At 69.6% G+C, this 26,158-nt stretch carries 26 protein-coding genes; 9 read left to right on the top strand and 17 right to left on the bottom strand.

Features of this window, described 5'->3' with window-relative positions; translation table 11 throughout:
- The first annotated feature begins 103 nt into the window (after nt 1-103).
- Together rpsO and BJY20_RS13615 are read left to right on the top strand one after the other, a co-directional pair.
- Nucleotides 104-373: a 30S ribosomal protein S15 gene (gene rpsO / locus BJY20_RS13610; RefSeq protein WP_185992025.1), complete on the top strand. Its 270-nt coding sequence runs from the start codon at nt 104-106 to the stop codon at nt 371-373.
- Nucleotides 374-519: 146 nt separating this feature from the next.
- Nucleotides 520-2,883, top strand: coding sequence for a polyribonucleotide nucleotidyltransferase (locus BJY20_RS13615; RefSeq protein ID WP_185992026.1), 2,364 nt, complete (start codon nt 520-522; stop codon nt 2,881-2,883).
- 83 nt (nt 2,884-2,966) lie between these two features.
- Here the strand turns inward: BJY20_RS13615 and BJY20_RS13620 are convergent, their stop codons facing one another.
- The 7 genes from BJY20_RS13620 to BJY20_RS13650 are packed head-to-tail and all read right to left on the bottom strand — an operon-like array spanning nt 2,967 to nt 11,113.
- Nucleotides 2,967-4,190, bottom strand: a complete 1,224-nt coding sequence (locus BJY20_RS13620) for a phenylacetate--CoA ligase family protein (RefSeq protein WP_185992027.1) — start codon at nt 4,188-4,190, stop codon at nt 2,967-2,969.
- Between the two features lie 35 nt (nt 4,191-4,225).
- Complete coding sequence (locus tag BJY20_RS13625) at nt 4,226-5,068, bottom strand: ABC transporter ATP-binding protein (protein ID WP_343062905.1); 843 nt, start codon at nt 5,066-5,068, stop codon at nt 4,226-4,228.
- Nucleotides 5,065-6,267: an ABC transporter substrate-binding protein gene (locus tag BJY20_RS13630; RefSeq protein ID WP_185992028.1), complete on the bottom strand. Its 1,203-nt coding sequence runs from the start codon at nt 6,265-6,267 to the stop codon at nt 5,065-5,067. The genes BJY20_RS13625 and BJY20_RS13630 overlap by 4 nt, the downstream gene beginning before the upstream one ends.
- A gap of 45 nt (nt 6,268-6,312) precedes the next feature.
- Nucleotides 6,313-7,377, bottom strand: coding sequence for a branched-chain amino acid ABC transporter permease (locus tag BJY20_RS13635; RefSeq protein WP_185992029.1), 1,065 nt, complete (start codon nt 7,375-7,377; stop codon nt 6,313-6,315).
- Nucleotides 7,378-7,384: 7 nt separating this feature from the next.
- Nucleotides 7,385-8,257 carry a branched-chain amino acid ABC transporter permease gene (locus BJY20_RS13640; protein WP_185992030.1) on the bottom strand — a complete coding sequence of 291 codons (873 nt, stop codon included), beginning with the start codon at nt 8,255-8,257 and terminating at the stop codon, nt 7,385-7,387.
- Nucleotides 8,254-10,239 carry an AMP-binding protein gene (locus BJY20_RS13645; protein ID WP_185992031.1) on the bottom strand — a complete coding sequence of 662 codons (1,986 nt, stop codon included), beginning with the start codon at nt 10,237-10,239 and terminating at the stop codon, nt 8,254-8,256. Before BJY20_RS13645 ends, BJY20_RS13640 begins: the two co-directional genes overlap by 4 nt.
- Nucleotides 10,232-11,113, bottom strand: a complete 882-nt coding sequence (locus tag BJY20_RS13650; protein ID WP_343062906.1) for an ABC transporter ATP-binding protein — start codon at nt 11,111-11,113, stop codon at nt 10,232-10,234. Before BJY20_RS13650 ends, BJY20_RS13645 begins: the two co-directional genes overlap by 8 nt.
- Before the next feature lie 153 nt (nt 11,114-11,266).
- Between BJY20_RS13650 and BJY20_RS13655 the strand changes: the two genes are divergently transcribed.
- Together BJY20_RS13655 and BJY20_RS13660 are read left to right on the top strand one after the other, a co-directional pair.
- Nucleotides 11,267-12,037: a helix-turn-helix domain-containing protein gene (locus BJY20_RS13655; protein ID WP_185992032.1), complete on the top strand. Its 771-nt coding sequence runs from the start codon at nt 11,267-11,269 to the stop codon at nt 12,035-12,037.
- Nucleotides 12,030-13,877: an AMP-binding protein gene (locus tag BJY20_RS13660; protein WP_185992033.1), complete on the top strand. Its 1,848-nt coding sequence runs from the start codon at nt 12,030-12,032 to the stop codon at nt 13,875-13,877. The genes BJY20_RS13655 and BJY20_RS13660 overlap by 8 nt, the downstream gene beginning before the upstream one ends.
- A 61-nt stretch (nt 13,878-13,938) precedes the next feature.
- Here the strand turns inward: BJY20_RS13660 and BJY20_RS13665 are convergent, their stop codons facing one another.
- Entirely contained in the window at nt 13,939-14,094 is a 156-nt protein-coding gene (locus BJY20_RS13665; protein WP_185992034.1) for a hypothetical protein, read from the bottom strand.
- Nucleotides 14,095-14,250: 156 nt separating this feature from the next.
- Here BJY20_RS13665 and dapB point away from each other — a divergent pair, with 156 nt between their 5' ends.
- On the top strand, nt 14,251-14,991 hold the full coding sequence (gene dapB, locus BJY20_RS13670) for a 4-hydroxy-tetrahydrodipicolinate reductase (protein WP_185992035.1): 741 nt from the start codon (nt 14,251-14,253) through the stop codon (nt 14,989-14,991).
- Nucleotides 14,992-15,001: 10 nt separating this feature from the next.
- Here the strand turns inward: dapB and BJY20_RS13675 are convergent, their stop codons facing one another.
- Nucleotides 15,002-15,859, bottom strand: coding sequence for a phytanoyl-CoA dioxygenase family protein (locus BJY20_RS13675; RefSeq protein WP_185992036.1), 858 nt, complete (start codon nt 15,857-15,859; stop codon nt 15,002-15,004).
- Nucleotides 15,860-15,976: 117 nt separating this feature from the next.
- Here BJY20_RS13675 and BJY20_RS13680 point away from each other — a divergent pair, with 117 nt between their 5' ends.
- Nucleotides 15,977-16,879, top strand: a complete 903-nt coding sequence (locus BJY20_RS13680; protein WP_185992037.1) for a LysR family transcriptional regulator — start codon at nt 15,977-15,979, stop codon at nt 16,877-16,879.
- On the opposite strand, the gene BJY20_RS13685 is transcribed toward BJY20_RS13680, so the two are convergent.
- Genes BJY20_RS13685 through BJY20_RS13700 form a run of 4 tightly spaced genes read right to left on the bottom strand, consistent with a single transcriptional unit; the run spans nt 16,876 to nt 19,194 of the window.
- Nucleotides 16,876-17,196: an AzlD domain-containing protein gene (locus BJY20_RS13685; protein WP_185992038.1), complete on the bottom strand. Its 321-nt coding sequence runs from the start codon at nt 17,194-17,196 to the stop codon at nt 16,876-16,878. The two genes, BJY20_RS13680 and BJY20_RS13685, sit on opposite strands and share 4 nt — an antisense overlap.
- On the bottom strand, nt 17,193-17,912 hold the full coding sequence (locus BJY20_RS13690; protein WP_185992039.1) for an AzlC family ABC transporter permease: 720 nt from the start codon (nt 17,910-17,912) through the stop codon (nt 17,193-17,195). Before BJY20_RS13690 ends, BJY20_RS13685 begins: the two co-directional genes overlap by 4 nt.
- On the bottom strand, nt 17,909-18,472 hold the full coding sequence (locus BJY20_RS13695) for a GNAT family N-acetyltransferase (RefSeq protein ID WP_185992040.1): 564 nt from the start codon (nt 18,470-18,472) through the stop codon (nt 17,909-17,911). Before BJY20_RS13695 ends, BJY20_RS13690 begins: the two co-directional genes overlap by 4 nt.
- Nucleotides 18,472-19,194 (bottom strand): enoyl-CoA hydratase-related protein, encoded by a 723-nt coding sequence (locus BJY20_RS13700; RefSeq protein WP_185992041.1) that lies wholly within the window; start codon nt 19,192-19,194, stop codon nt 18,472-18,474. Before BJY20_RS13700 ends, BJY20_RS13695 begins: the two co-directional genes overlap by 1 nt.
- A 78-nt stretch (nt 19,195-19,272) precedes the next feature.
- On the opposite strand from BJY20_RS13700, the gene BJY20_RS13705 reads away from it, so the two are divergent.
- Complete coding sequence (locus tag BJY20_RS13705) at nt 19,273-20,250, top strand: SMP-30/gluconolactonase/LRE family protein (RefSeq protein ID WP_246297161.1); 978 nt, start codon at nt 19,273-19,275, stop codon at nt 20,248-20,250.
- 9 nt (nt 20,251-20,259) lie between these two features.
- Here BJY20_RS13705 and BJY20_RS13710 read toward each other — a convergent pair whose 3' ends face one another.
- Genes BJY20_RS13710 through BJY20_RS13725 form a run of 4 tightly spaced genes read right to left on the bottom strand, consistent with a single transcriptional unit; the run spans nt 20,260 to nt 23,533 of the window.
- A complete protein-coding gene (locus BJY20_RS13710) occupies nt 20,260-21,081 on the bottom strand; it encodes a hypothetical protein (protein ID WP_185992042.1) in 822 nt (273 codons plus the stop codon).
- A complete protein-coding gene (locus BJY20_RS13715) occupies nt 21,078-21,707 on the bottom strand; it encodes a SatD family protein (RefSeq protein WP_185992043.1) in 630 nt (209 codons plus the stop codon). The genes BJY20_RS13710 and BJY20_RS13715 overlap by 4 nt, the downstream gene beginning before the upstream one ends.
- 54 nt (nt 21,708-21,761) lie before the next feature.
- Complete coding sequence (locus tag BJY20_RS13720; protein WP_185992044.1) at nt 21,762-22,727, bottom strand: dihydrofolate reductase; 966 nt, start codon at nt 22,725-22,727, stop codon at nt 21,762-21,764.
- Entirely contained in the window at nt 22,724-23,533 is an 810-nt protein-coding gene (locus BJY20_RS13725; protein WP_185992045.1) for a thymidylate synthase, read from the bottom strand. Before BJY20_RS13725 ends, BJY20_RS13720 begins: the two co-directional genes overlap by 4 nt.
- A gap of 42 nt (nt 23,534-23,575) precedes the next feature.
- Between BJY20_RS13725 and dapA the strand changes: the two genes are divergently transcribed.
- Together dapA and BJY20_RS13735 are read left to right on the top strand one after the other, a co-directional pair.
- On the top strand, nt 23,576-24,472 hold the full coding sequence (dapA, locus tag BJY20_RS13730; RefSeq protein ID WP_185992046.1) for a 4-hydroxy-tetrahydrodipicolinate synthase: 897 nt from the start codon (nt 23,576-23,578) through the stop codon (nt 24,470-24,472).
- Nucleotides 24,472-26,157 carry a ribonuclease J gene (locus BJY20_RS13735; protein WP_185992047.1) on the top strand — a complete coding sequence of 562 codons (1,686 nt, stop codon included), beginning with the start codon at nt 24,472-24,474 and terminating at the stop codon, nt 26,155-26,157. The genes dapA and BJY20_RS13735 overlap by 1 nt, the downstream gene beginning before the upstream one ends.
- Nucleotide 26,158: the final 1 nt, after the last annotated feature.

Below are 26,158 nucleotides of genomic sequence, written 5' to 3' on the forward strand. Positions count from 1 at the left end.
ATCTCCAAGGGTTGCCGTTAGATCGGCCGCGGATCCACAGAGCCCCGGTGAACCAGCCCGGGCGCGCCGCGCAACAACCCCAGAGAAGGAGCAGTGTCGCAGCATGCCGCTGACCGCTGAAGTCAAGAAGCAGATCATGGCCGATTACGCCACCGTCGAGGGCGACACCGGCTCCCCGGAGGTCCAGATCGCGATGCTCACCCAGCGCATCACCGATCTCACCGAGCACTCGCGCGACCACAAGCACGACCACCACAGCCGCCGCGGGCTGCTGCTCCTGGTGGGTAAGCGTCGCCGCCTCCTGCGTTACCTGGAGAGCACCGACATCGGGCGTTACCGTGCGCTGATCAAGCGCCTCGGTCTGCGCCGATAAGGACGTCGTGGAGAGCGGTTCCCGCCATCGGGAGCCGCTTCTTCGCGTATCCGGGGTCGGTCAGACACCCGGAAATCAGCACGACAACTGAAACACCGGGGCACAACGACGATGCACCCGGTACGTAGAGAGAAAAGGAGGACCCGATGGAGGGTCCTGAGATCACTGCCGCCGAAGCCACCATCGACAATGGCGCCTTCGGCACCCGCACCGTCCGGTTCGAGACCGGGCGCCTCGCCCAGCAGGCCGGTGGCGCCGTCAGCGCCTACCTGGACGGCGAGACGATGCTCTTGTCGACCACGACCGCGAGCAAGAACCCCAAGGAGCACCTCGACTTCTTCCCCCTGACGGTGGACGTCGAGGAGCGGATGTACGCCGCGGGCCGCATCCCCGGGAGCTTCTTCCGCCGTGAGGGCCGTCCCGGCACGGACGCCATCCTCACCTGCCGCCTCATTGACCGCCCGCTGCGCCCGACCTTCAAGAAGGGCCTGCGCAACGAGGTCCAGGTCGTCATCTCCGTCCTGTCGGTCCACCCGGACCACCAGTACGACGTCCTCGCGATCAACGCGGCGTCCGCCTCCACCCAGATCTCCGGTCTGCCCTTCTCGGGCCCGATCGGCGCGGTGCGCGTCTCGCTCATCGACGGCCAGTGGGTCGCCTTCCCGAACTTCAGCGACATCGAGCGCTCGACCTTCGACATGGTCGTCGCCGGCCGCTTGACCGAGACGGGCGACGTCGCCGTCATGATGGTCGAGGCCGAGTCCACCCTCGCCACCTGGGACCTGGTGCAGAACCAGGGCAAGCAGGCCCCGACCGAGGAGGTCGTGGCCGAGGGCCTGGAGGCCTCGAAGAAGTTCATCAAGGTCCTGTGCGACGCCCAGGCCGACATGGCCACGCGCGCCGCGAAGCCGGTCGAGGACTTCCCGATCTTCCTCGACTACGAGGACGACGCCTACGCAGCCGTCGAGAAGGCCACCTCCGGCGACCTCGCCACCGCCCTGACGATCGCCGGCAAGGCCGAGCGTGAGGACCGTCTGGACGAGATCAAGGACGCCATGAAGGCGTCCCTGGCCGGCACCGATGAGGCTCCGGGAGAGTTCGCCGGCCGCGAGAAGGAGCTGTCCGCCGCGTACCGCTCGGTGCAGAAGGCGCAGGTCCGTCAGCGCATCCTGCGCGACAAGGTCCGCATCGACGGCCGTGGCCTGGCCGACATCCGCGCCCTCGGCGCGGAGGTCGAGATCCTGCCGCGCGTGCACGGTTCGGCGCTCTTCGAGCGGGGCGAGACCCAGATCATGGGTGTCACGACGCTGAACATGCTCAAGCTCGAGCAGACGATCGACTCGCTGAGCCCGGTCACCAAGAAGCGCTACATGCACAACTACAACTTCCCGCCCTACTCGACCGGTGAGACCGGTCGGGTCGGCAGCCCGAAGCGCCGCGAGATCGGACATGGAGCGCTCGCCGAGCGCGCGCTCCTGCCGGTGCTGCCGACGCGTGAGGAGTTCCCGTACGCGATCCGCCAGGTCTCCGAGGCCCTCGGGTCCAACGGCTCGACCTCGATGGGCTCGGTCTGCGCTTCCACGATGTCGCTGCTCAACGCAGGTGTGCCGCTGCGCGCCGCCGTGGCCGGCATCGCCATGGGCCTGGTCTCCGACACGGTCGACGGGGAGACGCAGTACGCGGCCCTGACCGACATCCTCGGTGCGGAGGACGCCTTCGGTGACATGGACTTCAAGGTCGCCGGCACGCGTGAGTTCATCACCGCCATCCAGCTCGACACCAAGCTCGACGGCATCCCCGCCTCGGTGCTCGGTGGCGCGCTGACCCAGGCTCGTGACGCCCGGATGCACATCCTCGACGTCATGAACGAGGCCATCGACGCGCCCGACGAGATGGCGCCGACCGCGCCGCGGATCATCACGGTCAACGTGCCCGTCGACAAGATCGGTGAGGTCATCGGGCCCAAGGGCAAGATGATCAACCAGATCCAGGACGACACGGGCGCCGACATCAGCATCGAGGACGACGGCACCGTCTTCATCGGTGCGGTCGACGGCCCCTCCGCCGACGCTGCGCGCAACGCGATCAACGCGATCGCCAACCCGCAGATGCCTGAGGTCGGCGAGCGTTTCCTCGGGACCGTCGTGAAGACGACGACCTTCGGCGCGTTCGTCTCCCTGCTGCCCGGCAAGGACGGCCTGCTGCACATCTCCGAGGTGCGCAAGCTCGTCGGTGGCAAGCGGATCGACGCGGTCGAGGACATCCTCGGCGTGGGCCAGAAGGTCCAGGTCGAGCTGAAGGAGATCGACCCGCGCGGCAAGCTCAGCCTCGCCGCGGTCCTCACCCCCGAGCAGGAGGAAGAGCTCTCCTCCGGCTCGAAGGGCGACGACGAGGGTGGTCGTGGCGGCCGCAGTGACGGCGGTCGTGACGGTGGCGGTCGCCGCCGTCGTCGCCGCGACAACGACGGTGGCGAGTCCACGGACGCCCCGGAGTCCGGACAGGCCGACTGACGTCAGCCCACACACGTTGGGGGCGGACCTTCCCGAGGGGAGGGTCCGCCCCCTTCGTCATGGGATGGGGCACTGCCGAGCGGTCAGTCCCAGTCGCGCTCGTCCAGCAGGGGTCCGTCACCGGGGGTGAGCCGGGAGACGGCGACGACCTCGGCGCGGAAGCGCAGCCCCTCACGCACCCGCTGCGCGACCTGCCCGGTCAGCGCAGCCAGCGCGGTGGGGTCACCGCCGCCGGTGGGCACGATCTCGCAGCGAAGGGTGTCCACGTGGTCCTCGCGGCCGATGACGAACCGGTAGTCCGTCACCCCCTCGATGCCGGACATGAGGGTGGCGGCCTGGCTGGGATGGAGGAACATCCCCTTGACCTTCACCGCGGCGCCGGTGCGGCCGAGGACCCCACGTAGGCGCAGCGATCCATCCGGAGCCGTCGTCCACCCGGAGCGGTCGCCCGTGCCGAAGCGCACGAGCGGGTACTGCGGACGCAGGACGGTGACGACCACCTCGCCCTCGGTCTCGTCCTCGACGGGTGTGCCGGTGGGGTCGCACACCTGGACGAGGACCCCGTCGGCCAGGGCCAGCCCGTGCCCGTCGCCGTTCTCGTAGGCGAGCAGTCCGGTCTCCCCGGTGCCGTACGCCATCCGCACCGTCGCTACCCGTTCGGTGAGCAGCCCGCGCAGGGAGTCGGGGAGGGGCTCGGCCGTGACCATGGCCTTCTCCAGCCGCCACCGGTCGGCCGGCAGACCCTGCTCGTCGAAGCGCTCGATGAGGACCTTGAGGTAGCTGGGCAGTCCGCAGTAGGCGCTCACGCCCAGATCGGCGATCGCACGCACCTGCAGGTCCTGGCTACCGATCCCGCCGGGCACGACGGTGGCCCCGGCCGCGTGCGCCCCGGCCTCCATCATCGCCCCGGCGGGGGAGAGGTGGTGGCCGAAGCAGTTGAGCACGGTGTCCTCGGCGCCGACGCCCAGGTCGGTGAAGACCTGCCCCCAGCGCCAGTAGTCGTCACCGACGAGCTGGGGTTCGTACAACGGGCCGGGGGACTGGAAGACCCGCGCCACCCGGGCGTCGGGAGCCAGCAGACCGCCGAAGGGGGGATCCTGCGCCTGCTGGGCGATGACCGCGTCCTTGGGCAGGACCGGTAGGGAGGTGAGGTCCGCGACACCGCGGACGTCCTGCGGGTCGAGCCCGGCCCGGGTGAACCTGTCGGCCAGGCCGGGGACGCTGACGGCCCGCGCGATCAGGGTCGCGACACGAGCATCGAGGTCGTGGTCCGCGAGATGAGTGCGCAGGGCAGCCTTGATGGACATACCAGCTCCTCGTCAGTGGTGTGAAGGTGGTGGGCTCAGAGCCAGCGCTTGCGGCGCCGGTAGTGCTTGACGTCGCGGTAGCTCTTGCGCCCGCCCTCTTCGCCGAGGCCGAGGTAGAACTCCTTGACGTCGGGGTTCTCCCGCAGCTCGGCGGCCGACCCCTCGAGCACGATGCGCCCCTGCTCCATGATGTAGCCGCGGTCGGCCACCTCCAGGGCGCGGCGGGCGTTCTGCTCCACGACGAGCACGGTCAGTCCCTGCTCCTGGTTCAGCCGCTTGATGTAGCCGAAGATCTCCTGCACGAGCAGGGGAGCCAGACCCAGGGACGGCTCGTCGAGCATGAGCAGCTTGGGGCGTGCCATCAGGGCACGTCCGATGGCCAGCATCTGCTGCTCGCCTCCGGACAGGTAGCCCGCGACGCGGTTGCGCATGTCGGCCAGCTTGGGGAAGAACTCGTAGACCAGGTCGAGGTCGTCGGCCGTGTTCTTCTGGGTGTAGGCACCGGCGGTGAGGTTCTCCGCGATGGTGAGGTGCTCGAAGACGTGGCGCCCCTCCATGCACAGGCTCATCCCCTCGCGGACGCGGTCGGGCGCGTCCATCGTGGTGATGTCCGTTCCCGCGAAGGTGACGGAACCGTCGGTGACCGCACCACGCTCACTGGGCAGCAGTCCCGAAACGGCCTTGAGGGTGGTCGACTTGCCGGCTCCGTTGGAGCCCAGGAGGGCGACGATCTCGCCATCCGGGACGAACAGGGAGAGACCGCGCAGGACGAGGATGACGTCGTCGTAGATGACCTCGACGTTGTTCAGGGCGAGGAGTCCCCCCGCGGGAGCGGCAGCCGCCGCCCCCGCGGAGTGGGCGTCGATGGACTGGCTCACAGCGTGGCGCCGTCCTCGATCTCGACCATCTTCCCGTCCTCGGCCCGGTAGATGCCGGTGGCGGTGGAGCCACGGTGGCTGTCGGCGCTGAACTCGACGCTTCCGTCGCCGACGACGCCGCCGGTCTCGATCGCCCCCATGGTTTCCAGGCCTTCACGGATGGCGGTGCCGGTGAGGTCGTCACCGTTCTTCAGCGCGGCCTCGATCCCCTCGGCCATCACGTCCATGGCGTACCACCCCTGCACCCAGGAGGTGCCGATGTCGGCGGTGTCGATGCCATTCGCCTCGGCGTACTCCTTGATGACCTGGTGGCCCTCCTTGTCGGCGGCCATCGGGGCGAAGGGCTGCACGAGCACGTGCCCCTCGGCGTTCTTGGGTCCGGCGGACTCGATGAACAACTCGTTGGCACACCAGTTGAGGCAGACGATCTTCATGTCCAGCTTCTGGGCTGCGATGTCCTTGGCGACCAGCGCCGCGGGGGAGGCGACGTTCTGGATGACGATGTACTTCGCCCCCTGGTCCTTCGCCTGGGAGAGCAGGCCGACGAAGTTCTGCGAGCCGCTCGGCATGGGGTAGGCCTCGTAGCCCAGCTCCAGACCCTCCTCCTCGATCCAGTTCTTGCCGTCCGCGACGGGGGCCTCGCCGAAGGGGCTGTCGTTGTGGAAGACGGCGACGTCGCTCTTGCCGCCGCTGTCCTCGGAGATCCAGTTGAGCGCGATGCGCATCTGGTCGGAGTAGGTCGGCGCGATGATGAAGTTGTACGGCGCCTCCTCCGGATCGGTCAGCGGCTCGGCGAAGGACCCCGAGATGAAGGGCAGCTCATCCCTGGACACGCTGCCGGAGAGGGCCTCGGTGTCACCGGTGCCCCAGCCCTGGATGGCGACGACGCCGTCGTTGACGTACTGCTTGTACAGCTGCTCGGCCTGGGGTACCTCGTAGGCGTAGTCGTTCGACTTGGCCTCGATCTGGCGGCCCTCGATGCCACCTTCCTCGTTGCGCCAGTCGACGTAGGCGAGCATGCCCTCGTTGTAGGGCTTGCCGACGTCACCGGTGGCGCCGGTCAGGTCGGCGATGATGCCGATCGGGATGGCCTCGTCGGAGTCGGCGCCTCCCCCGCCGCCACCGCCACCGCAGGCCGACAGGACGAGAGCGGAGGCAGCGGCCATGGCCACCGCGAGCGAGCGGGTTCGTGCAGACATCGTTGTCTCCTTGTGTGGGTGTACCAGCGGTGGGTCGGTTGGTGGTCAGTAGCGGAAGGGCCAGTAGCGGAAGTAGTCCTTGATCCGATGCCAGATCCGGTCGAGGCCGCGTGGCTCGAGGATGAGGAAGAGGATGATCACGAGCCCGAAGACGGCATTTCGCACGGCCGGCAGCTCGTCGGCGAGGAAGGGGAGGGTGTCCCCGAGCCCGAGCGAGAGCTGGCGGATCAGCTCGGGGAGCATCGTCATGAAGATCGCCCCGTAGACGGCGCCGGCGATGCTGCCCAGTCCTCCGACGATGATCATCGCCAGGTAGAGGATCGAGACGTCGAGGGTGAACTTCTCCCAGGAGACGACCTCGCTGTAGTGGGCGGTCAGTGCGCCGGCCAGCCCGACGAACCCGGAGGAGACGGCGAAGGCTGTCAGCTTGGCCCGCGGGATGTTCACGCCGATCGCCTCGGCCGCGATGTCCTGGTCACGCACGGCCATGAAGGAGCGGCCGAGACCGGTCCGGAAGAGGTTGCGGGCGGTCAGCACCGTCAGGACGGCGAGCACGAGCAGGACCCAGTACCACTGCTGCTCGAAGACCTGTCGCCCACCGATCTGGAAGCCGAAGAGGTTCAGCCGCTCGACGTTGAGGTAGCCCTGGCCAAGGGTCAGCCAGTCCCACCGACGGATGACGAACTCGATGATCATCTGGCTGGCGAGCGTGGCGATGGCCAGGTAGAGGCCCTTCAACCGCAGGCCCGGGAGGCCGAAGAAGGTGCCGACCGCAGCGGTGAGCAGCACCGCCACGAGGATCGCCAGCGGGGTGGGCAGCCCGATCCGGTCGGAGAGGATCGCGGAGCTGTACGCACCGACCGCGAGAAAGCCTCCCTGTCCCAAGGATATCTGGCCGGTGTACCCGACCAGGATGTTCAGCCCCACGGCACCGATGACGGCGATGAGGATGAGGTTGGCCTGGGAGAGCCAGAAGTTGTCGAGGACGAAGGGCAGGATGAGCAGCAGGACGGTCATCAGACCGAGACGGAAGTACTCGGCCCGTGTGGCCCGCAGTCGTAGCTCGGAGGTGTAGCTGCGGTGGTGGATTCCGGTTGCCGTGGCGGCCATCGTCAGGTCACACCCTCTCGATGCGGGTCTCGCCGAAGATGCCGTACGGGCGCACGAGCAGGATCAGGACGAGAACGATGTACGGGATGACGGTTGCCAGCCCCGGGTCGAGGTATCCGGCGGTGAACTGCTTGAGCAGGCCGATGGTCAGACCACCGATGATCGTGCCCGGCACCGAGTCGAGGCCGCCGAGGATGACGACCGGGAAGACGAGCAGACCGAAGGCGGCGATGTTGTTGTCCACGGCAGAGATGTCACCGACGAGAACACCCGCGATGAGCGCACTCACGGCGGCCAGGGCCCAGGCCAGGGCGAAGATCCGTCGTACCGAGATACCCATCGTCATGGCTGCCTGCTGGTCGTCGGCGACAGCGCGCATGGCGATGCCGTGGCGCGACTTGCGGAAGAACACCGTGAACGCGGTGAGCACGATCGCGGCGATGGCGATCGCGGCCAGCCGGTTGACGGGCACCGTGGCGCCGAGGATCTCGACCGACCCCGTGGGGAGGATGGGTGGTTGCCGCTTGGGGGACGTCCCGTAGAACGCCTGGACCAGGGCCTTCAGCAGCGAGGACAGACCGATGGTGACCATGATGATGCTGATCGGGTTCTCGCCGACCATCGGGCGCAGGATCAGCCGTTCGACGAGTACACCGATGAGGGTCGCGACGACCACGCCGAAGACGACGGCAACCACCAGGGGGAGGTTCAGCACGACGAACGCCGTGTAGAACATGTATGCCCCGACGAGCAGGAACTCTCCCTGGGCGAAGTTGATGACGCCCGTCGCCTTGTAGATCAGGACGAAGCCGAGGGCGGCCAGCGCCAGGATCGACCCATCTGCCAGCCCGTAGGCCAGTTGGTTGATGAAGGTGCTCATCGGCGGCCACTCCAGACGGGTCGACGGCCCCTGCCTTCAGGGACCGAGTAGGTGGTCAGGTCGAAGATGCCCAGCTCGAGGACGCGCTCGGTGCTCGAGCCGTCCTGGTAGGTGATGCGGCTGCGCACGTCGACCCTGTCGTCGGCACGTGCGAGGGCCGCGATGATGTCGCCGTAGCGGTCGGCGATGACGTTGCGGCGGACCTTGCGGGTGCGGGTGATTTCGTCGTCGTCGGGGTCGAGCTGCTTGTGCAGCAGGACGAATCGACGCACTCGAATCCCCTCCTGCAGGTCCTCGTTGGCTCGGCTGGCCTCCTCGGCGATGAGCTCCTGGACCTCCGGCTTGCCGGCGAGGTCGGTGTAGGTCGTGTAGCTCAGGCGTTCGTTCTCCGCCCAGGACCCGACCGTGGCCGGGTCGATGATGACCATCGCCGTCATGCCGTCCGCGCTGTCCTCCGGTGGGAAGACGACCGCCTCCTCGACATAGGGGGAGAACTTCAGCTTGTTCTCGATGAAGGCGCTGGAGTAGCGGGTGCCGTCCGATGCGGTGAGCACGTCCTTGGCGCGGTCGATGATCACCAGGTGGTCGTTGTCGTCGAGGTATCCCGCGTCCCCGGTGTGCAGCCATCCGTCGGCATCGACGATCTTCGCCGTCTCCTCCGGCTGGCGGTGGTAGCCACGGAAGACGGAGTCCGAGCGCAGCATGACCTCTCCGTCGTCGCTGATGCGCATGTCGGTCCCCGGGATGGGGGTGCCGACGGTGTTGAAGGGGACGTCGTCGTCACGGTGGACGACGGCGATGCCGCAGATCTCGGTCTGGCCGTAGATCTGCTTGAGGTTGACGCCGATGGCGTGGAAGAAGCGGAAGACGTCCGGGCCCATGGGAGCACCACCGGTGTAGCAGCGGCGGATGCGCGTCAGCCCGAGCTGGTCACGCACCGGACGTGTGGACACGGCATCGGCGAGTGCATGCGTGGCCGAGAGGAGTGGCCCGGGCTTCCGGCCGCTGACCCGCATCTCTGCGACCGTGTCGCCGATGGAGTAGCCCCAGCCGAACACGCGACGCTTGAGCCAGCCGGCCTCGTCGATGCGCACCTGGACCTCCGAGAGCATCGACTCCCAGATCCGCGGCGGCGAGAACATCACGTCCGGGCCGATCTCGCGCATGTCGCTGCGCTGGGTCGAGGAGTCCTCCGGGAAGGAGATCGTCAAGCCCCGGGACAGCCCGCAGGCGACGGCGAGCATCTGCTCCCCGATCCAGGCGAAGGGGAGGAAGGAGACGTAGCGGTCCTTCCGGTCGATCGGGTCGATGCTCGTGAGGTGGTCGGCCATGGCCAGCAGGTTGCGGTGCGAGAGCTCGGCGAGCTTCGGTCGCGAGGTCGTGCCGGAGGTGGTGCAGATCACCGCGATGTCGTCGGCGGACCCGGCCGTGATCTGCTCGTGGAACCACCCCGGGTGCTCGGCTGCACGACCACGGCCCAGCTCCTCGAGCTCGGTGAACTCCATCAGGACCTGGTCCCGGTACTGCTCCAGACCGTGCGGGTCGTAGTAGACGATCCTCTCGATGCGCAGTGGCTCGGCATCGTTCGGCGTCTCCTCCTCGAGCAGACGCAGCAGCTTGTCGACCTGTTCCTGGTCCTCGGCGACGACGATCCGCGCGCGGGAGGTGGTCAGGATGTGCCGCAGCTCCTCACCGATCGAGGTCGGGTAGATCCCGACGACGGCAATGCCCATGCTCTGGGCAGCGAGCTCTGCGATGAGCCACTCGGGTCGGTTGTCGCCGAGGACGGCGATGATCTCGCCACGGGAGATGCCCAGGGCAGCCAGTCCGTGGGCGGTGTCGTGCACCCGGCGCTCGTACTCGCTCCATGTGAGCGGTTGCCAGATGCCGTACTGCTTCTCCTGCATCGCCACGTCGTCGCCGCGCGTGGCGGCAAGTCCGGCGAGCAGTTGGGGGAAGGTGTCACCTCGCACGTCAGACATGCGCGTCCTCCTCGCCCTCGGCTCCGAGGTAGGCCTCGATGACTGCCGGATCGGCCATGACCTCTGCCGGGGTGCCGTCGGCGATCAGCGCGCCGAAGTCCAGGACGCTGATCCGGTGCGAGATGTCCATGACGACGTTCATGTCGTGCTCGATGAGGACGACGGAGACGCTGGCCAGCTCGTGGACGTCGAGGACGAAGCGAGCCATGTCCTCCTTCTCCTCTGCGTTCATCCCGGCCATGGGCTCGTCCAGCAGGAGCAGGGACGGCTGGAGGCACAGGGCGCGTCCGAGCTCGACGCGCTTCTGGATGCCGTAGGCGAGCGAGCCGACCGGCGTGTTGCGCACCGCCTGCAGGTTGAGCAGGTCGATGACCTCCTCGACGAGGTGACGGTGCCGGATCTCCTGCCGGCGGGCGGGGCCGAACCACAGCAGCGACTTCAACACGCTGTGGTCCATGTGGATGTGGCGGCCGAGCATGAGGTTCTCCAGGACGCTCATCGCGTGGAAGAGCTCGATGTTCTGGAAGGAACGGGCCACGCCCAGTCGCGCGATCCGGTGTGGTGGGAGCGTGGTCAGCTGGTGGGTGCTGACCCTCCCGGCGCTGCCGTCACCCGCAGGGGCAGCGGCGGTCTGCAGACGGATCTGGCCCTCCTGCGGTCGGTAGAGGCCGCTGATGCAGTTGAGCAGGGAGGACTTGCCGGCGCCGTTGGGGCCGATGATCGAGTGGATGTGCCCCTCGGTGACGGAGAAGGAGACCCCACGCAAGGCGGTGACCCCGCCGAATCGGAGCGTGACGTCATCGACGTCAAGGAGCGTCTCGCCTGCGGGCAGGTGGCTTCCGCGTAGCGAGTGCTGGTAGGCCCTGGTCAGCACTGACCCTCCCTTTTCGGGTTTCGACGGTGAAACTGCTGGAAGTGACACTAGGTTTTCATTATGTGAAAATCAAGCACCTTGTTCAGAAATGTGTCTCCGAACATGATTGACTCGATGGCGTTCGCGCAATGACGTCGGAAGAGGGGGGTCGTGGTGACTGCATCGCACGTGCCTGAGTCGGCAACGGCCGGTCGGGGCGGTCTCGGGACGGTGCGCAATGCCGTGCGCCTGCTCGAGTTGCTGGGTGAGGGGCCCGCCTACCAGCAGCTGACCGACCTGGCCGAACGGTCGGGGCTGTCGGTGCCCACCGTCCACCGGCTGCTTCGCTCACTCGTCCTGGCCGACCTCGTCGTCCAGGACCCCCGCTCATCCCGCTACGGGCTCGGGCCCGAGCTGACCCGGCTGGCGAACCACTACCTCTCCCGGCTGCCCCTGCTCGGAGCGCTCAGCCCCTACCTCTCGCAGCTGCGCGACCAGCTCGAGCACACCATCCACGTCGAGATCCTGGTCCACGGCGAGGTCATCTACGTCGACCGCGTCGACGGGACCGGTCCCGGCCCCTACCGGGACGCGCACCGGGTGACGCCGGCGCTCTCGTGCGCCGGTGGCCGACTGCTCGCCGCGCGTGCCGAGGACGACGACGTGTGGCAGCGCTCCCTGGACCGCGCCGAGGACCACGACCGCCAGACAGCCACCGACGAGGCCCGCGCCCGGTGGGCGGCGGCCGATCACCTCGCCCTGGCTCCGGAGGACCCGACGATGCCACCGGAGGTGGCTGTCCCGGTGGTCGACGGGCAGGGGGTGACGGTCGCCGTCCTGGCGGCCAACATCGACGATCCCGATGACGACCACGTCGTCAAGGCCGTCGCGGGCAAGCTCGGTCGCGCAGCGCGCGCGGCAGGAAGGACGCTCGGCCATGCCTGAGCCGGACCCCGCAGCCATCTGGCAGATTGCCCCGCCGTCCTCGTGGGAGGAGATCGCCGACCTGATCTCCTTCGACACCCCCTTCGCCGACCTGTGGCTGCCCGGCGGACGCTCCGGGCGGTGGTTCGTCGGCGGTGCCCTCAACCTCTCCACCAACTGCGTCGATCGGCACCTCGCCGACCGGGCCGACCAGGCGGCCATCCACTGGGAGGGGGAGCCGGGGGACCGGCGCACCCTGACCTACGCCCAGCTGCACGACGAGGTGCTGGCGCTGACCGCCGCACTGCGGGGGATGGGTGTCGACCGGGGCGATCGCGTCGGTCTGCACCTGGGGTGGCTCCCCGAGACCGTCGTCATCATGCTCGCCTGCGCCCGCATCGGTGCGATCCACACCGTGCTGCCGGCCCCTCTGCCGGTCGAGCCCCTCGGGGACCGACTGGAGCTGCTCGACCTGAAGGTGCTCTTCACCCAGGACGGTGCCTGGCGGCGCGGGACCGTGCTTCCCCTGAAGTCGCGCGCCGACGACGCACTCCTTGCCGGCGGATCGGTCGAGCACACCATCGTCGTGCGCCGCACGGGGATGGACGTCGCGTGGTTCGAGGGCGATCGCTGGTACCACGACCTCGTGGCCCCGGCACGGCCCGGCGGCGTGACGCCGCCGGTGGGTGACCCATCGGCGCCCGCGTCCTTGCCGGCCGACCACCCGATCGCGGCAATCCCCCTGGCCCACCGAGGTGGTCAGACCGTCTCCATCGTGCACGGCACCGCGACCATGCTGGCCGGGGCCACGGCCGTCCACCGTCGCCTGCGCACCGGTGGCGTCTTCTGGTGCGCTGCTGACATCGCCTGGACCGTCACCCAGTTCCACGGCATCTACGGTCCGCTGGCCTACGGCGACACGGTCGTGATGTACGAGGGCACGCTCGACCAGCCCTCGCAGACCCGGGCATGGGACATCGTCGCCCGATACGGAGTGGACAGCATGGTCACGACCCCATCCGTGGCGCGGACCGTGCGGGGCTGGGCCCGTGAGCTGCCCGAGGCCTCCGAGCTGCCCTCGCTGCGCCGGGTCACCACGGCCGGTGAGCCGGTCGAGGAGGAGCTGCGGTCCTGGTTGGGGCAGGCCTTCGCCTCGAGGGAGATCGATGTCGTCGACGCCTGGGGCCAGCTCGAGCTCGGCGGAATCGTCCAGGTGGACGGCAGCGGTGGTGACGACGTGGCTCCCGTGCCGGACTGTGGCCTCGACATCGTCGACGCCGAGGGGAGGCCGGTCGCGGAGGGTGAGGCCGGCGAGGCGATCCTTCGGCTCCCGTGGGCGGGCACGATGGTCGGTGTGGAGGGCCCGCAGGCGGGGGTCGCGGACATGCACTGGACCCGCCACCCCGGTAGCTACGCCACGGGTGATCTGGTCGTTCGTCGGGGCGACGGACGCATGGACTTCCTGGGGCGCACCGACGAGGTGGTCTCGATCTCCGGGCAGCTGGTCTCCCTCCGCGAGGTCCGTGAGGTCCTGGCGGACCACCCCTTCGTCGAGGCCGCCGAGGTGACCTCCCGCAAGGACCCCGATCTCGGGCGCTCGCTCGTCGCCGCGGTCAGCCTCAGCTCCGAGGTCGGCCCGGACCCGGACCTGGACGGCGTCGCGGTGGAGCTGATGGAGACGGTGCGCGAAGTGATGGGTGGTCTCGCCCGTCCACGTGCCGTCCTCGTCCTCGACCGTTTCGGCGCAGACCTGGGGCAGCGGGAGCGACTGCGAGCCATCGCCATCCTGGCGACGCCGGATCGGGCCGGCGCCCCTCGACAGGTCACCTGGGAGCAGGTTGTGGCTGCCGCCGGTCAGTGACGCCGAGGTCGTGCACGCCCACTCCTCGGCCGGCGTTGCTCGACGGCAGTGCGCACCGGGCTCAGGCGGCGGATCGGGTGGAGCGGGGAGCGGCCTGCTCCACCCAGCGCATCTCCATGCGGGTCCGGCCGCCATCCCCGCGAACGGCGACCCAGGTGCAGGTCAGGCGCGGAGCCGGACGAGCCTCGGACTTCTTCGTCAGGGGAGTAACGGCCATGTCGGACACCTCGTGTTCATCGTTTGTTCACCTTGACCCTAGCATCAAGGTGAATTCCAGGTGAACGACGGTTGTCCGGTGCGTGTCCTGGGCAATTTCGCGGCTCGATCGCGGACGGGGGCGAAGGGTGCTGGCCGTCGCTCGTAGGCTGTGGCAATGACGACGAAGGTGGCAGTGATCGGCGCCGCAGGGCGCATGGGTTCGACGGCGTGCGACGCGGTGGAGGGAGCCGATGACCTCGAGCTCGTCGGCCGATACGACGACGGGGACGACCTCGGCGACCTCGGCGGCGCGGACGTCGCCATCGACTTCACCGTGCTCGCTGCCAGCGAGGGCAACGTGCGCCACTGTGTCGCCAGGGGCGTCCACGTCGTCGTCGGCACCTCGGGCTGGACCGATGCCAAGGCCGGGGAGCTACGCAGCGACGTCGAGGCGAAGGGGGGCGTCGGGGTGCTCATCGCGCCGAACTTCGCCATCGGTGCCGTCCTGATGATGCAGTTCGCCAAGCAGGCCGCGCGCTTCTACGAGTCGGTCGAGGTGATCGAGCTGCACCATCCGCGCAAGGTCGACGCCCCGAGCGGCACCGCGACGCGCACCGCCGAGATGATCGGCGCCGCGCGCGAGGAGGCCGGGCTGGGGGCGGTCCCCGATGCGACGACCCAGGACCCGGACGGGGCCCGTGGCGCACAGGTCGAGGGGGTGCCGGTGCACGCGGTCCGCCTGCGCGGCCTCGTCGCCCACCAGGAGGTCCTCCTGGGCAACGAGGGCGAGATGCTCACCCTCCGCCATGACTCCTTCGATCGGGTCTCCTTCATGCCCGGCGTCCTCGCCGGCGTGCGCGCGGTCGGCAAGCACCCCGGTGTGACCGTGGGGCTGGAGAACGTGCTCGGCCTCTGAGGCGAGGGCTCTAGTCGATCGGGCCTGCCTGCGCGGCGCGGCCCTCGCGCAGCACGGGGAACAGGCCATGGTCCATGGGGGCTCCGGCCGCGATCTCGTCCTCGAGCCCGTCGAACTGGGGAGAGGTCACCCATCGGCGCGGCGCGTGCACCATGTCGTCCCCGAGGAAGCGCAGCGAGAAGGCGCGACGCCTTGTGGTGCCCGGGACGCCGTAGGCGTGGTGGAGCGTCAGCATGTGGAAGAAGACCGCGTCCCCCGGCTGCATCGCCCAGCCACGGATGTCGTGGTCGCAGCGGTGGGCCTCGATGTCCGGTAGCTCGGAGAGCGAACCTTCCGGGAACCACCTGGCCTCGTTCGACATGAACGTGCGTGGCATGAGCCATCCTTGCCGGTGCGACCCGGCGAGGAACTCCAGCGTCGACTCCGCCGCCACCGGGTCGACGGGAGCCCACATCGAGCAGTTGTCGAGGCCGTCGACGTTGTAGTACGGCTGGTCCTGGTGCCACGGCGTCTCCTGCTGGGTTCCGGGCTCCTTGACCAGGACGTGATCGTGGTACAGGCGTATGCGCTCGCTCCCGGTCAGCGCTGCGGCCACGTCCGCAGCGCGCGAGGTGTACGCCACCCGGCGGAACTCCTCGATCCGCTGCCAGTTGCAGAAGTCCTCGACGAAGCTCCCCGGGTCGGTGGCGCTGCTCGCGACCTTCTTGCGGGGGCTGGGCTCGGCCAGCGTGCGCTCGATGCCCCGCTCGATGGTCGCGACCTCCTCGGGGCTGAAGAGGCCGCGCACGATGACGGCCCCGGTCGCGGCGAACTCTTCCGCCGTGGTCGCGTCGACGACGGCGGACGGCCGTAGGGCTGCGGTTGTCATGTGGCACTCCTGATCATCCGTGGGTTGCCTCCATGCTGGCAGGGGCGTGTGACTGACAAAAGTGGTCACTTCCGCCCATGCTGTTCGGGAAAGTCGATCGCTGGCTAGAGTGTGCCCATGGCCGCCACCGACCTGAGTCTGCGCCACCTCGCGGCGTTGGTCGCGATCCACGAGGAGGGTTCCTACCGGCGGGCGGCCGCACGGCTCGGCTTCTCGCAGGCGGCCGTGACCAGTCAGATCGCGACCCTGGAGAAGACGTTGGGGGCCACGGTCTTCCACCGACCCGGAGGGCCTCGGCCGGTGGTCCTGACCGCAGTGGGTCTGGAGGTCCTCGATGTCGCCCGGGACCTCTTGGCCACCGCGGACCTGCTGGATCTGCGCATCGCGTCGTTGCGCGACGGGACCTGGGGTCGACTCGCGATCGGGACGTTCCAGTCGGTGTCGGCCCGGTTGCTCCCGGCTGTCCTGGGTGAGTTGCGTCAGGACAGTCCGGCTGTCGAGGTGACCGTCCTGGAGAGCAACGACAACGACGTGCTGATCCGGGCGTTGCGCAGCGCCCGGCTGGACGTCAGTTTCCTCGTCGGCCCGGTCGATGCCCCGGGGCTGACGGTGCGCGAGGTGGTGCGCGACACCTTCGTCGCCGTCGTCCGGGCCGGCGACCCGGCACAGGAGGCGCTCTCGATCCGGGACCTGGGGGACCGCCCACTAATCGGACACGACCAGTGCGCATGTCACGAGCTGGTGGAGCGGGGCTTCAGTGCCGCGGGCATCCAGCCGGCCTTTGCCTTCCGCAGCAATGACAATGCTGCGGTGCAGGCCATGGTGCGAGCAGGTATCGGGACGGCCGTGATGCCTGCACTGTCGGTCGACCCGCAGGACCCCGGAGTGCGTCTGCTGCCCATCGCGCCCGCCCTGCCTGCACGCAGCATCCTGCTGGCGCACGTCGCGGAGCGTCCACCGCCCACCGCGATCGAGTTCGTCGACCGGACCCTCGCAGCGGCCGCCGGCCTGGAGCTCTAGCCCCAGCCGAGCGCTCGCAGGCCGGCGGCCAGGGCGGCTGCCGCGACGACGACGATGACGAAGTTGGCCCGCAGCCACAGCAGCACCACGGCGAGGGCGACGGCCGCCAGCCGGGCGTCAACGACGATGTCGCCCTCGCCTCCGACCGTCTGGGTGACGACCAGCCCGGCGAGCAGGGCGACCGGGAGGAGGCCGATGATCCGGGAACGACGCCGACCGTCGACGACGGACTCGGGTACGAGATACCCGGCGTACTTCGCCGCAAAGCCCAGCACGCAGGCGGCGAGGACGGCGAGCCACAAGGTGGTGGTGCTCACAGGAAGTCCCCTTCCGGCTGCTCGATGTCACGGGCCCGGCTCGGGGCCGAGTCGACGAGCCCGACGACGACCGCCGCGATGGCGGCGAGGAGCACGGGGACACCGGCCGGTGTGGGGGCGAAGGCGATGAGGGCGATGACTGCCGCCAGCGCGGCCGTGACCCTTCCGGTGCGTTCGCGCAGGCGGGGCCAGATGAGGCCGACGAAGGCGGCGGCCGCTGCGGCGTCGAGCCCCCAGACGCGCGGGTCACCGATGGCGTTGCCGACGATCGCGCCAACGAGCGTCGAGAGATTCCAGAAGGTGAAGACGCCCAGCCCTCCCGCCCAGAACCCGGTGCGCTGGACCTGCGGCTGCGTCTGCGCCAGCGCGACGGCCGTGGACTCGTCGATGGTCAGGTGGGCTGCGGCCGCCCGACGCCACCCGGTCAGCTGCAGCACCCTGGCCAGCTGCAGGCCGTAGAGGCCGTTGCGGATCCCCAGGAGGGTGGAGGTGGCCACGGCCGTGACCGGGTTTCCGCCGGATCCGATGATGCCGATGAAGGCGAACTGCGACCCACCGGTGAACAACAGCAGCGACAGGGCCATCGTCTGCCAGACGTCGAGGCCGGACGCGACACCCAGGGCACCGAAACTGATTCCGTAGACCCCCGTGGCCACGCCGACGGACAGGCCCTGCCGACGAGCGTCTGCGTGCGCCGCAGGCGACGGGTGGGTCACCCAGCCGCTTCCGGGCTGGCGTCGTCGGTGAGGGTCGCGACAAGTCGCACCTCGCGGGCCGTGTCCTCCTCGGGAGAGATCACCCGGTCCCGGTAGGCGCCGTCGGGCTCGAGTCCGGAGCCGGTGAGGAAGGCCCGCACGCCCTCGTGCTGGACGAGGCACCAGACGGTGACGTGGTCGGCGCCGGCGTCGCGCAACATGTCGACGGCGGCGTTGAGCAGCCGGGAGCCGTGGCCCTGCCGACGGTGCATCGGGTGGACGCCCAAAGCGGTGACTTCGCCCGTGGTCTGGCCGGTGTCGGGGTCCTGGCTGGGCCCGATGGCCACGAAGCCGACCACCTGTTCCCCGGCGCAGGCGACGAGCAGGCGGTGCACCCCTTCGGGCGGTGTGCGCAGGGAGTCGCGCCAGGCCGCGGCGAAGGACTGGGGGTCGAAGGCTGCGTGCACCTGCGGCGGGACGATGCCGTCGTAGGCCTCCTGCCACACGAGGGCCTGGACCTGCCCCACGGCCGGGGCGTCGTTGGCGCTGGCGGCGCGCACGCTGGCGTCGGCGGTGGGCATCAGCGGCCCTGGAAGACGGGGGAACGGCGCTGCGTGAAGGCACGTTGACCCTCGGCGAGGTCACAGCTGGCCCAGGCACGTGCGAATGCCTCCTCGTAGGCCGCATCGGGGCCGGTCGGGGAGTCCATCCCGACCTTCGACCCCTGCTGGGTCAACGGGGCCAGCGGGACGGCTGCCCGGGCGAGGTCGAGAGCGACGTCGAGGCCGCCCCGACGCTGGGTGAAGCCCAGGCGCCACGCGTCCTCGTGGTCCAGGACCGCGGCCGTGAGCACCATGTGCCGGGCTGCGCCCTCACCCCAGAAGCGTGCGGCGCGCTCGAGCGTCCACTTGTTGACCATCAGGCCGAGCTTGGCCACGGGGATGGCGAAGCGGGCACCGTCCTCGACGACCCGGACATCGCACGCGACCGCGAGCTGCATCCCCAGACCCATGCACGAGCCGGAGATCGCCGCGATCGACGTGATCGGGACACCGGCGAGGTGCTCGAGGACCTCGGCGAGCCGCTCGGTGAAGGTGACGTCCTCGAGCTCGGTCAGGTCAGCCCCGGCGCAGAAGTGTCCGTCCGCGCCGGTGAGGACGAGTGCCCGCGAGCCGGACTCGACGGCGGCGGTGACCGCCGCGTCCAGTTCCTCGAGGGTCGTCAGGTCGAGGGCATTGCGGCGGTGGGTCCGGTCGATGGTCAGGGTCGTGACGGCATCGGTGGTCTCGCTGAGGATCGGCACGCCCGCCAGCATACGAAAGGCGGCGAAGGCCACGGCGCAGCCCTCCCTTCGTCCCCGCCGGAGCCCTACGGTGGGGTGATGGAGACGATGATGCCGCTGACGATCGTGCCGGTCCCCGGCCTCGGGGCCGAGGACGTGCTCGTGGGGCCCGATGGGCGGGTGTGGACCGGGACCGTCGATGGGGCCGTCATCGCGGTGACCCCGGACGGGCGCAGCAGTGAGCGGGTGGTCGAGACGGGAGGCCGGCCCCTCGGGTTGGAGTGGCTGCCGGACGGGCGGTTGCTCGTGTGCGATGCGAGGCGCGGCCTGCTCGCCGTCGACGTGCACGGGACCGGGGCGATCGAGGAACTGGTCACGCACGTGGATGGTGCCGCGATGGTCTTCACCAACAACGCCGCCGTCGCCGCCGACGGGACGATCTGGTTCAGCGACTCCTCCCGGCACTGGGGCGTCGAGGTGTGGAAGTCCGAACTCATCGAGCACACCCGCAGCGGACGGCTGCTGCGGCGCGCGGTCGACGGCAGCGTCACGACGGTCCTGGACGGGCTTGCCTTCGCCAACGGTGTGGCCCTGCTGCCGGACGAGAGCGCCGTCCTCGTCGCGGAGACCGCGCTGCAGCGCATCCGCCGGGTCGAGCTCAGCGGTGGGTTGCCGGTGGCCGACCACGTCGTCGGCAGCGAAGGGAGTGGCGTCGTGCCGCCCGCGGAGCAGCTCTTCGTCACCGGCCTGCCGGGCTATCCGGACAACATCTCGCGTGGGTCGGACGGGCTGATCTGGTCGGCCATCGCCTCCCCGCCCGACCCGGTCCTGGGCATGCTGCAGAAGGCGCCGCAGCGGGTGCGGGACCTCGCCCTGCGGTTGCCCGACGCGGTCAAGCCCACGCCGAAGCGCACCGTGCGCTTCACCGCCCACGACTCCGCCGGCTCGCTGGTGCACGACCTGTCCTCAGACGCCACCAGCTGGCACATGGCCACCGGCGTGCGCGAGCAGGACGGCCGGGTGTGGTTGGGCAGTCTGGTCGAGCCGGCGATCGCCCACATCGACCTGTCTCGTTGATGCACCGCGTCAGAGGGCGAGGACGAGAGCGCCGAGCGCGACGAGCCAGCTGACGAAACTGCCGACGAGGAAGTACTCGGTCACGGTGTCGATGTCCGAGTGGCGTCCGCCGGCGGACCCGGGCCGTGCGTACGAGCGCAGCTCCGGCCAACGGATCAGGCCCTTGGCAGCGATGACGATCCCCGCGGCCGTCACCTGTCCGGCGAGGCCGAGGCCGAGGATGAAGATCCGCTCCAGCGGTCCCAGGAGACGGCCACCCTTGAGCGTGTCGGACGGCTGGTCCGGCTCCTGCGCCCGGTCCGCAGCCTGCGTCCGGTCGATCGGTGGTCCGGGAGCCATGGCCCCCGTGCTGATCAGGACGAGTCGCACGATGAGGTTGCCCGTGCTCAGCTGCACGAGCGCCAGACCTGCGATGAGTAGCGCCCGGCCCGGCTCGGGGGACCAGGGCAGGTCCGCCCAGGTGATCCACCGCGCCAGTGCACCACCGGCCTGCGGCGCCCACCCGGCGAGGGCGAGTTGGGCCACGAGCCCACCGGCCAGCGTGGACAGGGCGATGACGTGGCCGCGATCGCGGGTCAGAGCCCACCCGGAGACGAGCAGCCACGCAGCGAGGGAGACGGTCGCCAACGCCACGAGGAGCCAGCCCGATGTCGTGGTCAGCAGGCCGGCCAGGGCTGCGCCGAACCAGAGCGAGACGATGCCCGCCTCGGTGCCGATGCGGTGGACCCGCCAGCGGGTGGCGTCGCCCTCGCGGGTGCTCCGCTGCTCGATGATGCTGCGAGCGAGGTCGGCCACACCGATGGCGACGAGCAGGATCGCGAAGACACTCATGGCAGATCCGCCAGATCGGCGTCGATCGCGATGAGTTGCGCCAACCCGTCGCGATGGACCCGCCGGGAGACCGCGGTGGGGCTGATCCTCTCCTCCGCGGCGAGGGTGCGCTGGGTCCGCTCGAGGAGGAGGCCGCGAAGCAGCCGCAGCGACCGCTCGTCCAGACCGGCGACGAGCAGGTCGCGGTGCCGGACCGCCGCGTCGACGGCCAGGCCCGTGGGGCCACCCTCGTGCCAGCGGGTGCGCACGACGAGGCCGTCGGAGCGCACGTCGGCCTCCGCCCCCTTCGTCGTGGTGATGGCCTCGCGGGCGCTCCACCAGCCCGGCCCGTCCTGCACGGTGCCGTCCTGCTCGAGGTCGGTCACCTCGCCCCGGCCGAGGCCGTAACGGGTCTCGACCCGGGGGAGGAGGGTCAGTCGCAGCAGGAAGGCGGCGTGCAGTGCCTGGCCCCGCCGCTCCCAGGCGCCCTGGAACTCGTCACCGACGGTGATGCGCAGGGGGTGGATGGGGGCGGTCGCCGCGGTGACGGCGGTGAGCGTCTCCTGCAGGAGCGCGTGCAACTCCCGCCGGTCCGGCGCGCTGCGCGAGGAGACGACGTCACCGATGAGTGTGACCACCACTGTCATATGAACATCATAGCTTCATTTCGTTCATTATGAACCATATAGGTTCATGTAGAGTCAGGTGAACGTCGACGGTTGACGCTCGTAGGTGACGAAGTCGAAGCCTCCCCGTGGCGTGCGGGAGACCTCGCGCCAGTCGCTCGGGTCGACCTCGGGGAAGAAGACCTCGGCCTCGGGCGAGGCGGCGACCTCGGTCAGCTCGAGACGGGAGGCCAGGTCGATCGTCTGCCGGTAGATCTCGCCGCCGCCGGCGATGAAGGTCTGACCGGGGCCGGCCACGGAGATCGCCTCGTGCAGGGCATGGACGACGAGCGCGCCGGGCGCGGACCACTCGCGGTCGGAGGTCACGACGATGGTCGTGCGTCCCGGCAGGGCCCGGCCGATGGAGTCCCAGGTGCGCCGGCCCATGATCATCACCCCGCCCATGGTCACGGCCTTGAAGTGGGCGAGGTCCTCCGGCAGGTGCCACGGCATGCCCCCGTCGACGCCGATGGCGCCGTTGGAGCCGAGGGCCGCGACGAGCGTCAGCCGCTGGTCGTGGCCCCGCTCGATGAAGGGAGGCACCTCTCCCTCCCGCAGTGCCTCGAGAACGACCCGTTCGTGGGGGACGACCTGGTCCGGCAGCGTCTGCAGGGGGAACCACCGCAGGTCAGCGGCCTTGTCCGGCTCGAGCAGCCTCGGCTCGCCGGACCACCGGGTGACGTGGAAGAAGAAGTCGGCGCGCTGCTCGAGCGGACCGAAGGGGTTGGAACGCTGGAGCGTCGTCAACGGCTCGGCGGCCTCGATCGTGATGCCCAGCTCCTCCTGCGCCTCCTGTGCCAGCGCCTCGCTGGGGGACTGGGCGTCCTCGAGGTGACCAGCGGCGCCGCAGGCCCACCAGCCGTCCATGTAGTCGGTGCCACGGCGCAGCTGCAGCAGCACCTCACGGCCGTGCTCACCCGCACGGGTGATCACCGCGTAGGCGGCAGCGGTCAGCGGGACGCGGCCGCGCAGGGACCGGGGAAGGGGGCGGGGCAGGCTCATACGGCGATCGGTGCCTTGATGCTCGGCGCGGCCTCGTAGCCGACGAGGGTGAAGTCCTCGATCTCGTAGGCGTCGATGGACTCCCGGGCAGCGATCTCCATCCTCGGCAGCGGCCCGGGCTCGCGGGTCAGCTGCAGGTCGGCCTGCTCGAGGTGGTTGAGGTAGAGGTGCGCGTCGCCGAGTGTGTGCACGAACTCGCCCGGCTCCATGTCCACCTGCGCGGCCACCATCATCGTCAGCAGCGCGTAGGAGGCGATGTTGAAGGGCACGCCGAGGAAGATGTCGGCGCTGCGTTGATAGAGCTGGCAGGACAGACGAGGACGGGCGCCGTCGACCCCGGGGGCCACGTAGAACTGGAACATCGTGTGGCACGGCGGCAGCGCCATCTCGCCGACCTCGGCGACGTTCCACGCGGAGACGATGTGCCGACGGCTGTCGGGGGTGGTGCGCAGACCCTCGATCAGGGCGGCGATCTGGTCGATGGTGCCCCCGTCCGGGTCCGGCCAGGAGCGCCACTGGTGCCCGTAGACCGGGCCGAGGTCGCCGGACTCGTCCGCCCACTCGTCCCAGATGGAGACGCCGCGCTCCTGCAGCCACCGGACGTTGGTCTCGCCACGCAGGAACCACAGCAGCTCGCCGATGATCGAGCGCAGGTGCAGCTTCTTGGTCGTCAGCACCGGGAACCCCTCGGCGAGGTCGAAGCGCATCTGGTGACCGAAGACGCTGCGGGTCCCCGTACCGGTCCGGTCGTCCTTCTCGACACCGTGGTCGCGGACATGGGACATCAGGTCGAGGTACTGGCGCATGGCGCCACGATAGACGGGGGCACTGACGGCTACCCTGAACGCATGACGACGACTTCCCCCTTCGGCAGGGTGATCACGGCGATGGTCACCCCCATGACGCCCGACGGCGCGCTGGATACCACGGCCGTGGCCGCGGTCGTCGAGCATCTCGTCGCGACCGGCCACGACGGGGTCGTGGTCAACGGCACGACCGGTGAGTCGCCGACCCTGACCGCCGGCGAGAGCATCACCATGGTCCGCGAGGTCAAGGCCGCCGCGGGTGACCGCCTGAAGGTCACAGCGGGCGTCGGCTCGAACAACACCGCCCACGCGATCCAGATGGCCGCCGAGGCGACCGAGGCCGGGGCGGACGCCCTGCTCGTCGTCTCGCCGTACTACAACAAGCCGACCCAGGCGGGCCTGATCGCGCACACCCGCGCGATCGCGGACGCCGCGGTCCTGCCGATCATGCTCTACGACATCCCGGGGCGCACGGCCACTCCCTTCGCGACGGAGTCGTTGATTGCGCTGTCGTCGCACCCGCGCATCCTCGCCGTCAAGGACGCGAAGGGGGACCTGTGGGCCTCCACGCAGGTCATGGCCGCGACCGACCTGCTCTGGTACTCAGGTGCCGACGAGATGAACCTCCCCCTCCTCGCCCAGGGCGCCCACGGTGTCGTCTCCGTCGTCGGCCACGTGGCCGGGAACCACTATCGCGAGATGGTCACCGCGCTCGACGCCGGTGATCTGGCGAGCGCCCGGGCCGTCCACCACCGCCTCATCCCCGTGGTAAACGCGATCATGGGCACCTCGCAGGGCGCCATCATGGTCAAGGCCGCCCTCGTCGAGCTCGGGATCATCGACAACGCCACTGTCCGCCTGCCCTACGTTCAGGGCCCCGAGGAGCACCTAGAGGTCCTGCGCGCCGGGCTCAACGCATCCGGAATCGGAGCCGCCTGATGAGCCATCCCCACCCCGACCTGCAGCTGCCGCCGCCGCTGAAGAAGGGCGCGCTGCGCGTCACCGCCCTCGGCGGGCTCGGTGAGGTCGGTCGCAACATGACCGTCATCGAGCACGACGGGCAGCTGCTCGTCGTCGACTGCGGTGTCCTCTTCCCCGAGGACCACCAGCCCGGCGTCGACCTGATCCTGCCGGACTTCGATGCGATCGCCGATCGCCTCGACGACATCCAGGCGATCGTCCTCACGCACGGCCACGAGGACCACATCGGTGCGGTCCCGTACCTGCTGAAGCTCAAGCCGGACATCCCGCTCGTCGGCTCGACCCTCACGCTGGCGCTCATCGAGGCGAAGCTGAAGGAGCACCGGATCAAGCCCTACACCCTGGGCGTGCGTGAGGGCGGCCGCGAGAAGCTCGGCGTCTTCGACTGCGAGTTCATCGCCGTCAACCACTCGATCCCTGACGCGCTGGCGCTCTTCCTCCGCACGCCCGGCGGCACCCTGCTGCACACCGGCGACTTCAAGATGGACCAGCTGCCGCTTGATCGACGCCTGACGGACCTGCGTGCCTTTGCCCGCGCGGGGGAGGAGGGAGTCGACCTCTTCCTCACCGACTCCACGAATGCCGAGGTCCCGGGCTTCACCACGCCCGAGCGAGACATCGCCGGCTCGATCGACGACGTCTTCCGCAAGGCGCGTCGCCGGGTCATCGTCGCCTGCTTCTCCAGTCACGTGCACCGCGTCCAGCAGGTGCTCGATGCCGCCGAGCGCTCCGGGCGCAAGGTCGCGATGGTCGGCCGCTCGATGGTGCGCAACATGGGCATCGCCGCCGACCTGGGCTATCTGCACGTCCCGGACAACGTCCTCGTCGACGTCAAGAAGCTCGATCAGCTGCCCGACGACGAGGTCGTCCTGGTGTGCACCGGTAGCCAGGGCGAGCCGATGGCTGCTCTGTCGCGCATGGCCAACCGCGACCACCGCATCGACGTGGGCGATGGCGACACCGTCCTGCTCGCCTCGAGCCTGATCCCCGGCAACGAGAACGCCGTCTACCGGATCATCAACGGCCTGATGCGCCTGGGAGCCGACGTCGTGCACAAGGGCAATGCCACGGTGCACGTCTCCGGCCACGCCAGCGCCGGCGAGCTGCTCTACTGTTACAACATCGTCAAACCCCGCAACGTGATGCCGGTCCACGGCGAGTGGCGCCACCTCGTGGCCAACGCCGAGCTGGCCATCGACACGGGTGTCGACCCCGAGCACGTGGTGCTCGCCGAGGACGGCATCGTCGTCGACCTCATCGACGGTCGCGCGCGCATCGTCGGGGCGGTGCCCTGCGGCTACACCTACGTCGATGGCTCGAGCGTCGGTGCCGCGACCGAGGAGCTGCTCAAGGACCGTCGCATCCTGCGCGACGAGGGCTTCATCTCCGTCATGGTCGTCGTCGACTCCTCGAGCGGCAAGATCGTCGCCGGCCCGGAGATCACCGCGCGTGGTTTCGCCGAGGACGAGGAGATCTTCACCCAGGTGCGGCCCAAGATCATCGCCGCCATCGAGGAAGCCACCCGCAAGGGCACGACCGACCCGCACCAGTTGCAGCAGGTCGTGCGCCGCGCCGTCGGCGGCTGGGTCGGCGGCAAGATCCGTCGCCGTCCGATGATCATCCCGGTGGTCGTCGAGGCCTGAG

It is taken from the genome of Janibacter cremeus (assembly GCF_013409205.1).
In the GTDB taxonomy this organism is placed as follows: Bacteria; Actinomycetota; Actinomycetes; order Actinomycetales; family Dermatophilaceae; genus Janibacter; species Janibacter cremeus.

What these genes read in the sequence shown, in the direction of transcription:
- rpsO (WP_185992025.1), top strand. Translation starts at nt 104, where the DNA reads ATGCCGCTGACCGCTGAAGTCAAGAAGCAGATCATGGCCGATTACGCC.
- BJY20_RS13615 (WP_185992026.1), top strand. Translation starts at nt 520, where the DNA reads ATGGAGGGTCCTGAGATCACTGCCGCCGAAGCCACCATCGACAATGGC.
- BJY20_RS13620 (WP_185992027.1), bottom strand. Translation starts at nt 4,190, where the DNA reads ATGTCCATCAAGGCTGCCCTGCGCACTCATCTCGCGGACCACGACCTC.
- BJY20_RS13630 (WP_185992028.1), bottom strand. Translation starts at nt 6,267, where the DNA reads ATGTCTGCACGAACCCGCTCGCTCGCGGTGGCCATGGCCGCTGCCTCC.
- BJY20_RS13635 (WP_185992029.1), bottom strand. Translation starts at nt 7,377, where the DNA reads ATGGCCGCCACGGCAACCGGAATCCACCACCGCAGCTACACCTCCGAG.
- BJY20_RS13640 (WP_185992030.1), bottom strand. Translation starts at nt 8,257, where the DNA reads ATGAGCACCTTCATCAACCAACTGGCCTACGGGCTGGCAGATGGGTCG.
- BJY20_RS13645 (WP_185992031.1), bottom strand. Translation starts at nt 10,239, where the DNA reads ATGTCTGACGTGCGAGGTGACACCTTCCCCCAACTGCTCGCCGGACTT.
- BJY20_RS13660 (WP_185992033.1), top strand. Translation starts at nt 12,030, where the DNA reads ATGCCTGAGCCGGACCCCGCAGCCATCTGGCAGATTGCCCCGCCGTCC.
- BJY20_RS13665 (WP_185992034.1), bottom strand. Translation starts at nt 14,094, where the DNA reads ATGGCCGTTACTCCCCTGACGAAGAAGTCCGAGGCTCGTCCGGCTCCG.
- dapB (WP_185992035.1), top strand. Translation starts at nt 14,251, where the DNA reads ATGACGACGAAGGTGGCAGTGATCGGCGCCGCAGGGCGCATGGGTTCG.
- BJY20_RS13675 (WP_185992036.1), bottom strand. Translation starts at nt 15,859, where the DNA reads ATGACAACCGCAGCCCTACGGCCGTCCGCCGTCGTCGACGCGACCACG.
- BJY20_RS13680 (WP_185992037.1), top strand. Translation starts at nt 15,977, where the DNA reads ATGGCCGCCACCGACCTGAGTCTGCGCCACCTCGCGGCGTTGGTCGCG.
- BJY20_RS13695 (WP_185992040.1), bottom strand. Translation starts at nt 18,472, where the DNA reads ATGCCCACCGCCGACGCCAGCGTGCGCGCCGCCAGCGCCAACGACGCC.
- BJY20_RS13705 (WP_246297161.1), top strand. Translation starts at nt 19,273, where the DNA reads ATGGAGACGATGATGCCGCTGACGATCGTGCCGGTCCCCGGCCTCGGG.
- BJY20_RS13710 (WP_185992042.1), bottom strand. Translation starts at nt 21,081, where the DNA reads ATGAGTGTCTTCGCGATCCTGCTCGTCGCCATCGGTGTGGCCGACCTC.
- BJY20_RS13715 (WP_185992043.1), bottom strand. Translation starts at nt 21,707, where the DNA reads ATGACAGTGGTGGTCACACTCATCGGTGACGTCGTCTCCTCGCGCAGC.
- BJY20_RS13720 (WP_185992044.1), bottom strand. Translation starts at nt 22,727, where the DNA reads ATGAGCCTGCCCCGCCCCCTTCCCCGGTCCCTGCGCGGCCGCGTCCCG.
- BJY20_RS13725 (WP_185992045.1), bottom strand. Translation starts at nt 23,533, where the DNA reads ATGCGCCAGTACCTCGACCTGATGTCCCATGTCCGCGACCACGGTGTC.
- dapA (WP_185992046.1), top strand. Translation starts at nt 23,576, where the DNA reads ATGACGACGACTTCCCCCTTCGGCAGGGTGATCACGGCGATGGTCACC.
- BJY20_RS13735 (WP_185992047.1), top strand. Translation starts at nt 24,472, where the DNA reads ATGAGCCATCCCCACCCCGACCTGCAGCTGCCGCCGCCGCTGAAGAAG.